Origin of the sequence: Pseudaminobacter soli (ex Zhang et al. 2022) (genome assembly GCF_014595955.1) — a bacterium.
GTDB lineage: Bacteria > Pseudomonadota > Alphaproteobacteria > Rhizobiales > Rhizobiaceae > Kumtagia > Kumtagia pseudosoli.
Map to the genome: position 1 here is coordinate 166,761 of NZ_JABVCF010000004.1, position 8,843 is coordinate 175,603.

Consider the following 8,843-nt stretch of genomic DNA (forward strand, 5'->3'; position numbering starts at 1 on the left):
TTAACCATTCTCAGGTAAGGTTAACGGCCGGCGTTAACCATGCGGGAGTAAGGTTAACGCCGACCGCCTCCACCCAGCCCGCCTCGTTAACCCTACCCGAGTAAGGTTAACAACGCCAGCCCCGGCGTTAACCTTGCTGGCGATCGCCACTTGCATTTCGTGCGCAATGCATTATTCTGTATCAGTCAACGCAACAGGAAAGAAAAATGAGCAAGGAACCTCCCTTCCTCGACTGGGACGCGATCGAGACCGAGATCGCCGACACCAATCGCAAGGCGTGGGACGCCGAAAACACCCCGGAGAAGATCGCGGCGCGCAAGGCCAAGTCTGAAGCCGAGTTCGAGCGCGGAGTCCGTAACGGCTGGTGGGACAAGGACGGCAATTCCCTCCAGCCCGAGGAGCCGGACGAGGAGGAGGACGAGGAATAAGACGCCGGCCGTTAACCATTCCGGGGTAAGGTTAACGCGTGCCGGCCGCGCCCGGCGTTAACCTTGCTGTCCAGATTCGCTTTACAAATCCGGAGGCGTCGCCTAAGGTGCTCTGGTCAACGCAACCGGAGGACCCCATGAGCAAGCGATCCGACAAGGCAGCGGCCAAGCTGTTCCACCAACTGTTTCCCGGCGTCGGCTGGGATTACACCGACCACAAGGCCAAGCCGCTGCTGCGCGCCGCGTTCGCCCTTTACGAATCGGAGTGGAAGACCACCCAGCCTCAGGCGTTCAGGATTGAGCGCTGGGAGTGGCCGGCTAAGGCGTTCAAGAGCGACGATCCATATGTTTTCGACGCGCATGAGCCGTGGACGGTGCTTTTCCGCGAGGTCAAGATGCTGCACGACGCTCACCGCGAGACAAGCGGATACCCGCGCACGCTGGCGGACCGGATGCCCCGGTGATGACCTACGAAATCACCACGGCGCTTACCTTCCTGCTGATCCTCAAAGTGCCGCTGCTGCTCTGGATCGTCCAGTTCACGATGGACGTGGACTCCGGTCGCATCAAGCTCTGAAACGTCGAGGCCGGGCCAAGCGCCCGGCCTTTTTCGTGCCGGCCGGCGTTAACCATACCCGAGTAAGGTTAACGGCGAGCGCGCCGGCTGCTCCGAGGCATTAACCTTGCTGTCCAGAATCGCTTTACAAAAGCGGAGGTATGGCCTAAGGTCCTCTGGTCAACGCAACGGAGAGACCGACATGTTCAAAATGGAGTTCAGGACCGACAACGCCGCTTTCGTCGACGATCAGGCCGGCGAGATCGACCGGATTTTCCGCGAGGTCGCCGAGCGCGTCGCGGCGGCGGAAAAGGGCGGCACGATCCGCGATAGCAACGGCAACCGAGTCGGCCGCTGGGAACTGGAGGCCGAAGACGAAGAGGAGGAAAACCCCTTCGATCCCGAGAGCCCGGAGGGTCGCGCGTGGGAGCGCGGCGACCGTCACCTTGTGGGAGGCAACTGATGACCAAGCGAGAGAAGCGCCGTTTCATCCGCGAACTGATCAGCGCTGTCCAGAAGTCAATTCTGGATCGTGTCCCAGACATGCCGGAGGAGTGGGACGGTCACGAACTGCGCGCCTATATCGCCGAGAAGTTCGGCGAAACCGTTGTGACGGTCGGCAGGACCGGGCACTATGGCAAGCCCTACGCCAAGCGGACCCGTGACTATCGCAACACCGTTATCGAGCGCAACCTATGACCCTATTCGTGGAAGGCTACGAGGCCGCGAGACGTGGCGTCAAATGGTGGCGCAATCCCTATCCCTCAGGCTCTGAGGACGCCTACACATGGGACAAGGGACACACGAGGTTCCGCACCATCGGCTGATGCTGCACCGCACAACACGATAAATCAGGAGGTCGGGCCGCGTGCCCGGCCTCTTTTGCATTGCGGTAAGAGATTGATCTGCAAGGCTGATCTGGTCCAACTCCGAAAAGGTGGAAAAGCGGAGATGTCCGAAATCTGCGGCAAAGTTCGGACCGGCCGGGCCTTAACCCTACCCGGTCAAGGTTAACCCGTCGACAGGCTCAGGACGCCCGGCCGCGCCACCTGCCGGCGTTAACCATGGCCGAAATCTCCGCTTGCAAATCATGCGGGATGCACTATTCTGATCCTGTCAACGCAACGGAGTTTTCGACATGGCAGTGCATTCCCTCGACACCTTCGGCCAGCCGGACGGCTCGACCCAGATCAAGGATCGGACCGGCGCACTGGTCGCCACCCTCGACTGGGACGGAGAGGCCAGCGCATGGAAGGTCACCCCGGACAACGACCCGATCGGCTTCCCGCGCCCGGCACACTTCGCCAGCCGCGTCGCGGCCGAGTTCTGGGTGCTGGCCTACGCCAACGAACTGGAGGCGACCGGGCATTGAGCCCGGTCTTTTCCTTGCCCGGCCGGCGTTAACCCTACCCGAGTAAGGTAAACGCGGCCGGCTGCGGCGTTAACCTTGCTGTCCAGATTAGCTTTACAAGAGCGGAGACCACACCTATGATGCTCTGGTCAACGCAACGGAGGACGTAATGACTAAAGGCCCTATCATCCATGCACCTGTCGTGGTGCGCGAAGCATTCCGCATCGGCGATGAGATCATCGACGCCAACCCGATCAGCGGTTTCCATTTCTCCGTCGAGACGATCGGCGGCAAGGTCTACACCGGATGCCCGGAAGAGTACGCCGACAACGGCGTTCTAATTCTCGACTGCGTTGGCGGCACGCCGACGCCGATCATCGACGTTGCCAAGATCGCCGCCATCACCGTGGTTGAGGTCTGAACTATGACGCACTATCCCCTTACCCACGTCGACGGGAGCGCCGACAAGCGCTACTCGATCGCCAAGGAGTTTTGCGGCCACGCCGATCGCCGCTGGGTGCTCCGCTTCTGCGGCGAGTTCGTCAAGTCGTCGATCAGCTTTGCCAGCGTCGCCATCCGCGCCGCTGGTCACCGCTCGGCACTCAACGGCCAAGTGATATTTGAGGAGGTCCGGGCATGAAGACCCAACTGCAACATTTTTGGGAAGCGCATCGCCGCATCGCCGATCTCAATGAAGCGATGCTCGATGCACTCTTCGGACCCAACCCGATCACCGACGCCGAGCTTCGCGCCTTGATCGAGAAGCGGCCGGAGCGTTACGGCCGCTTTGCCGGCTATCTCGGCACCCGTCAGATGGAGCAGGCCGCGTGAGCGGCCTTTTCCTTGCCCGGCCGGCGTTAACCTAACCGAGATAAGGTTAACGCGGCGGCGCGGCCGTTAACCTTGCTGTCCAGATTTGCTTTACAGTCTCCCCGGCTCTGCTATGGTGTTCTGGTCAACGCAACGGAGAGACTCATGTACGTGATCCGCACCCACACTGTCGAACTGGCCGACAAGCGCTTCCTGTCCAGCGACACGCTGACGGAGATGACGGCGAAGGAACTGCGTACCGCCGAGGCCGAGAACCGGTCCGGCATCGAATACAACATCGTCACCGCCGAGATGGCGCGCCGCTATGTCAAGCAAGGCATGGTCCATGAAACGGGACTCTGGGTCGACATGGACGGTAAGGTCCGATACGCCAAGGCCGGGGAGTGATCCCGGCCAACCCTTCACGCGCGTTAACCATTCCAAGGTAAGGTTAACGGCCGCTCCGGCGTTAACCTTGCTGTCCAGAATCACTTGCATCTGGCGCAATCTCCGCTATTGTGAGACTGTCAACGCAACAAAGGAGATCGCTGATGTACATGTTCAAGGACAAGAAGCTGGAGCAGGACCAACGCAAGGTCCAGTTCGGCGACGCCGACAAGTCCACCCTCGCCAACATCTGCATGGTCGCGGCCGAGCGCTTTCGGGAGAACGCGGCCGAGTTCCGCAAGTGTATCGACTACAAGCCGAAGGAAGGCGAGTTCCCAATCTTCCCGACCGGCGAGGCAGCCAAGCGGCTGGTCGAGCAGTTCGAGCGGCAGGCAGCCGAGGCGGAGAAGTTCCGCGACCTGTTCGACAACGTGGTTCAAATCCCGGACATGGTGACGTTTGTCGAGGAAGAGGAGGAGGCCGCGTAAGCGGCCTTTTTCTTCGCCCGCCATTAACCCTAACCGGTCAAGGTAAACGCGGCCGGCCCCGGCGTTAACCTTGCTGTCCAGATTCGCTTTACAGATGCCGGCGATCTGCTATGGTGCTCCTGTCAACGCAACGCAGGAGTCCTGACATGGATCATCTCGCTTTCCTCATGCCCATTTTCAATCGCCCAATGGGCGAAAGCTGGATCACCATGGTGATCGATGTCGTGCAAAAGCGCGACGCCGAGGATCACCCGATCAACGGCGCAGATGTCGTCTCTTCCTATGAGACCGACAATCCCAAGCTGATCGGACATTCGCTGCGCGATCTGATCATCTCGGCACAGGCAAGCGTCACCGGACAAGAGGACTGGTACGCCATTCGCGTCGAATACCGCAACGCCAATACGGTCGACGCCAAGCGCGCCCGAGCCATGGTCAAGACGCTCACCGCGATCGAGAAAGCGGCCGAGAAACTGCGCGACAAGCAGGGGCTCGACTATCTCACCGCGATCCTGCTGGCCTTCGACAAGGTATTTCCGGGCATGCAACTGGCCGAGACTTCCGAGGGCGGCACAGTGCGCGGCTTCTACAATCGCCACAAGTGGCGGTGGACGCCGATCGGCGGCGCAGTCCGGGCAATCCGATCGAGCGCCGAGGAGGCGCTTGTCAGACACAGGAAGGAGAAGGCCGCGTAAGCGGCCTTTTCCTTGCCCGGCCGGCGTTAACCCTACCCGGTCAAGGTTAACGCGGCCGACTCCGGCGTTAACCTTGCTGTCCAGATACGCTTTACAAATGCGGAGGTCGTGGTATGGTGCTCCTGTCAACGCAACAAGGAGTTCTGACATGACCCACATGGAAAACCGCATCGCCCGCGCCGAGGCGCTGCTGGCCGAGAAAGGCGTCAACGTCTCGACCAAGGCCAGCCTCAAGATCGCGATCGATCAGGCCGGCGTCGCCCGCGTCAAGCTGGCCGATGTCAAGAATCACCTCCATCTGGTCTCCATGGCGGTCGAACGTGTGCTGGAGACGGGTCATCGCCTGACCGCGCACGAGTTCAACGACGAACGATATTCCAAGGCGGTCACGGCCTGCGCCGCGATCGGTTTTCGCGAGGCGCTGGCCGCGCTCGATCGCGCGATCGAGTTCGCCGAACGCGATCTGGTCGCGTGGCGCGACGCGTGGAAGAACATCCGCACCATGACCAAGGAACGGGCCGCGTGAGCGGTCCGCCCCATGGTCGCAGTCTTCCAACTGATCCTTGCACTTCTACTACTTTACATCCTCTGGCCGCTCTGACGAGCGGCCTTTGGCTTGCCCGGCCGGCGTTAACCCTACCCGGTCAAGGTTAATACTACCGCACCGGCCGCGACCTCGACGCGTTAACCTTACTACCGATCGCCGCTTGCAATTCATGCAGGATGCACTATTCTGATCCTGTCAACGCAAACGGAGGTTTTCAAAATGTCTGCATGGATGGTTTCTAACGCCCACGTCACCGCAATGATTTCTTGTGCGGTCGCACTGTTCCGGGAGTCCGACTCCTTCTCCGAGTTCCGTCTTGCTAATGGCAAGACGGCCGCGCGCCACGCTTTGGCCACTGCCGATCTGACCGAGCTTGGCAAGCTCCTGCTTCAGGAGAACGCCAAGAGCCTCGACGCCCGCTATCCCGGCGATAAGGGGTCAAGCGATGGCGACATGTACCATCAAGAGGAGATCGACTCCTATGTCTACGCCCGCGACAGTCACGCGGCCGGTCAGGATGTCGGATTCCTTGCCAAGTTGATTAGCTGTTACGCTTATCAGTCCTGCGAACATGACGGCTGGGAGACCAGCGCGGCCAAGCAATGGTGCGACTGGGCGCAGGAGGTCGGCATCTCGGTCCTGCCGAGCTACAAGCGCGCACCATGGGGCTATGACGGACCGCCCGCGCCGCGTTGACACACACGCGGGCCAAAGGAGGCCGGGCCGATCGCCCGGCCTCTTTTTCGCGCCGCGCCGGCCGTTAACCCTACCCGAGTAAGGTTAACGCCGATCGCCGGCCGCGTTAACCTTTCTGTCCAGATTTGCTTGCATCTGGCACAATCTCCGCTATTGTGGAATAGTCAACGCAAACGGAGGCTCCCATGCCGCTACCTTCTCACCTGTTCATCGCCGATGACGGCGCGCTCTACGACACCCGCGAACCAAACTGGGCGGAGCGCGCCCTTCGCCCGGTCTACAGAAAGACCGCCGTAACCATCCACGATGTCGCCGAACTGAAGGCGACCCTGCGCGTCGGTTCGCATGCATGGCCGGGTGGCTATCCCCTGTACATCGTATTGCAGGATGGATCGCCGATCACCCATGACACCGCGCGCAAGAATTTCCGCGAACTGGTCGCCGCAATGTGGGACGAGAACCTGCGCAACGACTGGCGACCGGTCGCCACGGGAATCAACTGGGAAGACCCGGACCTGTACGACGCGCACACAAATGAGCGAATCCCCTCGGCCTATGCCGAGCCGGAGGAGGAGGCGGCGTGATCCTGCTGGTCCGACTCTTCGGGCTGGCACTGGCGCTGCTGTTTGCCTTCATCGTCTTCCAACTATGACCGGGCGCAAGCCCGGTCCTTCCCTCCCCGGCCGGCGTTAACCCTACCCGCGTAAGGTTAACGCGCCGAGCGCCGGCCGCACCTGTCGGCGTTAACCTTACCTGCCGGCCGGTCAAGTTTCCGCTTGCAATTGTCCAGAATTACTTTACAACTCAAGGAGGTCAACGCAACGGAGTTTCCGCGATGGAACGCATAAAACTTCCCAACGGCTGGTCCGCCGAAATTCATCAGGATGAGGACTGCGAACGTCCCTATCAGGACGATGACGCGGTGCGGATCGTCGTCCTGCACGGCCGTTACATCGATCCGGCCAAGGGAAACTGCGGATCGGACCCGGATGAGGTCGCGCGCTGGGTCAAGGAAAACGCCCGCGATTGGTTCGTGACCAATCTCTATCTGTACGATCATAGCGGCGTCGCCTATCGGGCCGGCGAACGCAATCCATTCTCCTGCCCATGGGATAGCGGGCAGGTTGGCATCGTCGCGCTCAAAAAGAGCGAATGGGGACGCGGCAAGGGCGAACGCAACGCCAAGCGGCTGGAATATGCCAAGTCCGTCGCCGAGGAGTATGGCCGCTGGGCCAATGGCGAATGCTATGGCTATGTGCTGCACGATCCCGAGGGCGAGGAAAGCGACTCCTGCTGGGGACACATCGGTTACGATTGGGTATGCGAGGCCGCGAAGGACGCGGCCGAGGCCGGCGAGAAAGCCCGGCAACGGAGATTGAAGGAGGAGCAGGAGGAACGGAGACTGGCCCGGCAATCCAGAACCAAAGCTTACATCCGCAACCACGTGCCGCTGGACAGGCGAGTCTAGGAGGTCGACAAATCCCACACATTGATTAAAAGGCCGGACAAACTGTCCGGCCTTTTTGCTTGTCCGGCCGGTGTTAACCTTACCTGATCAAGGTTAACGGCCGTCGACGAGGCCTCCGACCTCGACCTCCGCGTTAACCTTACCGTCGACATCGGAGTTCGATTTTTGAAAAATTAGCTTGCATCCGTCCAGAAAATCTGTACGGTCAGAGTTGTCAATGCAACGCGAAATGGAGATCGCACAATGACCACTCTGATCAACGCCCACAACAATTGGGCGCGCCGCGCACCCGATGAACGCTTTTCGTCGGTCGCGGACCTGCACGCCGCAGCCCTCAACTACAAGAACGCTGCGCGGCAGACCTCGAACCTGCCCGCCACCCGGCTGGAGGCGAAGGCGACCGAGGACGGCGCAGTCGTCCTCAACGGGTCGATGACCGAAACTAAGCTCACTCACTGGAGCTTTGGCCAGCTTGCCAAGATCGCCGATGCGCCGGCCGGCTATCTTCAGGACCTGCCCGCGCCGCTTGCGGCCGACTGCCTGAACAACGGCCTGCGCAAGGCGGGCGGCAAGGTCAACCTGTTCTACAAGATGGATGATCCGACCGAGCCGGCCGGCATGCGCACGCTGCGCGCGCTGACCTCGAACCGCTATACCCGAATCTGGAATAGTGACATCACCCGCCGACTTGGCGAACTGGAGGCCGAAGGGCCATGGCAGCCCGCGCCGGCTGCGTTTGACGGCAGCCGTGGGTTGTATCTCGGCGACCGCGACATGTTCGCCTTTATGGTTGACAATGATCGCCGTATCTTCGAGACTGGTCCTGCTGGAGGCCTAAGCCGTGGATTTTTCGTAGAAAACTCCGAAGTCGGCGCGGCCTCTTTCAAGTTCACCAGCTTCCTGTATGAGTTTGTATGTGGCAACCACCGCGTGTGGGGCGCTTCCGAAGTCAAGGAGGTGCGCATCCGTCACGTGGGCGCGGCCGACGACTCCGCCTTCCGTCAACTGGAGGCCGAACTGGTCGCCTATGCCAATGCATCGGCGGCAGACGATGAACTGAAAATCCAGCGCATGCGCCGCTATACGCTGGGCAAGGACCTCGACGCCGTCATCGATACCGTTATGGGCTTGCGAGTGCCCGGACTCGGCAAGAAGATGATCGAAGCAGGCTACGATCGCGCAGAGCAGTACATTGATTGGTACGGCGCGCCTAACACCGCTTGGGCGCTGGCCGGAGGCCTGACGCAGATCGCCCGCGACATGCCGAACGCTAACGATCGGGTGGCGCTGGAGCGGGCTTCCTCGAAGGTCATGGAAATGGCCTTCTGATCCGACCGGGCCGGGCGAAAAGCCCGGCCCTCCCCTCCCCGAACGGCCCGGTTTCGACCGGGCCGTTTTGATTCAAACTTTAATCGTC

At 60.8% G+C, this 8,843-nt stretch carries 17 protein-coding genes; all 17 read left to right on the plus strand.

Annotation, left to right across the window (positions count from 1 at the left end; all coding sequences use genetic code 11):
- Positions 1–206: 206 nt before the first annotated feature.
- The 17 genes from HUI96_RS09345 (at position 207) to HUI96_RS09420 (ending at position 8,755) form a co-directional block, all read left to right on the plus strand.
- Positions 207–428 (plus strand): hypothetical protein, encoded by a 222-nt coding sequence (locus HUI96_RS09345; RefSeq protein ID WP_188254370.1) that lies wholly within the window; start codon positions 207–209, stop codon positions 426–428.
- A 137-nt stretch (positions 429–565) separates the two neighbouring features.
- Complete coding sequence (locus HUI96_RS09350; protein WP_188254371.1) at positions 566–892, plus strand: hypothetical protein; 327 nt, start codon at positions 566–568, stop codon at positions 890–892.
- A gap of 294 nt (positions 893–1,186) precedes the next feature.
- Complete coding sequence (locus HUI96_RS09355; protein WP_188254372.1) at positions 1,187–1,447, plus strand: hypothetical protein; 261 nt, start codon at positions 1,187–1,189, stop codon at positions 1,445–1,447.
- A complete protein-coding gene (locus HUI96_RS09360; protein WP_188254373.1) occupies positions 1,447–1,683 on the plus strand; it encodes a hypothetical protein in 237 nt (78 codons plus the stop codon). The genes HUI96_RS09355 and HUI96_RS09360 overlap by 1 nt, the downstream gene beginning before the upstream one ends.
- The gene (locus HUI96_RS29840) at positions 1,680–1,811 is read left to right on the plus strand and encodes a hypothetical protein (RefSeq protein WP_273033166.1); all 132 of its coding nucleotides are present in this window, start codon (positions 1,680–1,682) and stop codon (positions 1,809–1,811) included. The genes HUI96_RS09360 and HUI96_RS29840 overlap by 4 nt, the downstream gene beginning before the upstream one ends.
- A 311-nt stretch (positions 1,812–2,122) precedes the next feature.
- Positions 2,123–2,356 (plus strand): hypothetical protein, encoded by a 234-nt coding sequence (locus HUI96_RS09365; protein ID WP_188254374.1) that lies wholly within the window; start codon positions 2,123–2,125, stop codon positions 2,354–2,356.
- A 148-nt stretch (positions 2,357–2,504) separates the two neighbouring features.
- A complete protein-coding gene (locus HUI96_RS09370; protein ID WP_188254375.1) occupies positions 2,505–2,756 on the plus strand; it encodes a hypothetical protein in 252 nt (83 codons plus the stop codon).
- 3 nt (positions 2,757–2,759) lie between these two features.
- The gene (locus HUI96_RS09375; RefSeq protein ID WP_188254376.1) at positions 2,760–2,975 is read left to right on the plus strand and encodes a hypothetical protein; all 216 of its coding nucleotides are present in this window, start codon (positions 2,760–2,762) and stop codon (positions 2,973–2,975) included.
- The gene (locus tag HUI96_RS09380) at positions 2,972–3,166 is read left to right on the plus strand and encodes a hypothetical protein (protein WP_188254377.1); all 195 of its coding nucleotides are present in this window, start codon (positions 2,972–2,974) and stop codon (positions 3,164–3,166) included. The genes HUI96_RS09375 and HUI96_RS09380 overlap by 4 nt, the downstream gene beginning before the upstream one ends.
- A 144-nt stretch (positions 3,167–3,310) precedes the next feature.
- On the plus strand, positions 3,311–3,553 hold the full coding sequence (locus tag HUI96_RS09385) for a hypothetical protein (RefSeq protein ID WP_188254378.1): 243 nt from the start codon (positions 3,311–3,313) through the stop codon (positions 3,551–3,553).
- A gap of 143 nt (positions 3,554–3,696) precedes the next feature.
- Positions 3,697–4,020 (plus strand): hypothetical protein, encoded by a 324-nt coding sequence (locus tag HUI96_RS09390; RefSeq protein ID WP_188254379.1) that lies wholly within the window; start codon positions 3,697–3,699, stop codon positions 4,018–4,020.
- A gap of 146 nt (positions 4,021–4,166) precedes the next feature.
- Positions 4,167–4,715, plus strand: coding sequence for a hypothetical protein (locus HUI96_RS09395; protein ID WP_188254380.1), 549 nt, complete (start codon positions 4,167–4,169; stop codon positions 4,713–4,715).
- Positions 4,716–4,863: 148 nt separating this feature from the next.
- Entirely contained in the window at positions 4,864–5,241 is a 378-nt protein-coding gene (locus HUI96_RS09400; protein WP_188254381.1) for a hypothetical protein, read from the plus strand.
- A gap of 240 nt (positions 5,242–5,481) precedes the next feature.
- Positions 5,482–5,958: a hypothetical protein gene (locus HUI96_RS09405; protein WP_188254382.1), complete on the plus strand. Its 477-nt coding sequence runs from the start codon at positions 5,482–5,484 to the stop codon at positions 5,956–5,958.
- Positions 5,959–6,143: 185 nt separating this feature from the next.
- Positions 6,144–6,542 carry a hypothetical protein gene (locus HUI96_RS09410; protein ID WP_188254383.1) on the plus strand — a complete coding sequence of 133 codons (399 nt, stop codon included), beginning with the start codon at positions 6,144–6,146 and terminating at the stop codon, positions 6,540–6,542.
- A 251-nt stretch (positions 6,543–6,793) separates the two neighbouring features.
- The gene (locus HUI96_RS09415) at positions 6,794–7,426 is read left to right on the plus strand and encodes a hypothetical protein (RefSeq protein WP_188254384.1); all 633 of its coding nucleotides are present in this window, start codon (positions 6,794–6,796) and stop codon (positions 7,424–7,426) included.
- A 243-nt stretch (positions 7,427–7,669) separates the two neighbouring features.
- Positions 7,670–8,755 carry a DUF932 domain-containing protein gene (locus HUI96_RS09420; RefSeq protein ID WP_188254385.1) on the plus strand — a complete coding sequence of 362 codons (1,086 nt, stop codon included), beginning with the start codon at positions 7,670–7,672 and terminating at the stop codon, positions 8,753–8,755.
- Positions 8,756–8,843: the final 88 nt, after the last annotated feature.

Excerpts from the sequence above, each read along its gene's own strand:
- HUI96_RS09375 (WP_188254376.1), top strand. The coding sequence starts at position 2,760 with ATGACGCACTATCCCCTTACCCACGTCGACGGGAGCGCCGACAAGCGC.
- HUI96_RS09395 (WP_188254380.1), top strand. The coding sequence starts at position 4,167 with ATGGATCATCTCGCTTTCCTCATGCCCATTTTCAATCGCCCAATGGGC.
- HUI96_RS09390 (WP_188254379.1), top strand. The coding sequence starts at position 3,697 with ATGTACATGTTCAAGGACAAGAAGCTGGAGCAGGACCAACGCAAGGTC.
- HUI96_RS09355 (WP_188254372.1), top strand. The coding sequence starts at position 1,187 with ATGTTCAAAATGGAGTTCAGGACCGACAACGCCGCTTTCGTCGACGAT.
- HUI96_RS09385 (WP_188254378.1), top strand. The coding sequence starts at position 3,311 with ATGTACGTGATCCGCACCCACACTGTCGAACTGGCCGACAAGCGCTTC.
- HUI96_RS09400 (WP_188254381.1), top strand. The coding sequence starts at position 4,864 with ATGACCCACATGGAAAACCGCATCGCCCGCGCCGAGGCGCTGCTGGCC.
- HUI96_RS09415 (WP_188254384.1), top strand. The coding sequence starts at position 6,794 with ATGGAACGCATAAAACTTCCCAACGGCTGGTCCGCCGAAATTCATCAG.
- HUI96_RS09420 (WP_188254385.1), top strand. The coding sequence starts at position 7,670 with ATGACCACTCTGATCAACGCCCACAACAATTGGGCGCGCCGCGCACCC.
- HUI96_RS09350 (WP_188254371.1), top strand. The coding sequence starts at position 566 with ATGAGCAAGCGATCCGACAAGGCAGCGGCCAAGCTGTTCCACCAACTG.
- HUI96_RS09370 (WP_188254375.1), top strand. The coding sequence starts at position 2,505 with ATGACTAAAGGCCCTATCATCCATGCACCTGTCGTGGTGCGCGAAGCA.
- HUI96_RS09405 (WP_188254382.1), top strand. The coding sequence starts at position 5,482 with ATGTCTGCATGGATGGTTTCTAACGCCCACGTCACCGCAATGATTTCT.
- HUI96_RS09345 (WP_188254370.1), top strand. The coding sequence starts at position 207 with ATGAGCAAGGAACCTCCCTTCCTCGACTGGGACGCGATCGAGACCGAG.
- HUI96_RS09380 (WP_188254377.1), top strand. The coding sequence starts at position 2,972 with ATGAAGACCCAACTGCAACATTTTTGGGAAGCGCATCGCCGCATCGCC.
- HUI96_RS09365 (WP_188254374.1), top strand. The coding sequence starts at position 2,123 with ATGGCAGTGCATTCCCTCGACACCTTCGGCCAGCCGGACGGCTCGACC.
- HUI96_RS29840 (WP_273033166.1), top strand. The coding sequence starts at position 1,680 with ATGACCCTATTCGTGGAAGGCTACGAGGCCGCGAGACGTGGCGTCAAA.
- HUI96_RS09410 (WP_188254383.1), top strand. The coding sequence starts at position 6,144 with ATGCCGCTACCTTCTCACCTGTTCATCGCCGATGACGGCGCGCTCTAC.
- HUI96_RS09360 (WP_188254373.1), top strand. The coding sequence starts at position 1,447 with ATGACCAAGCGAGAGAAGCGCCGTTTCATCCGCGAACTGATCAGCGCT.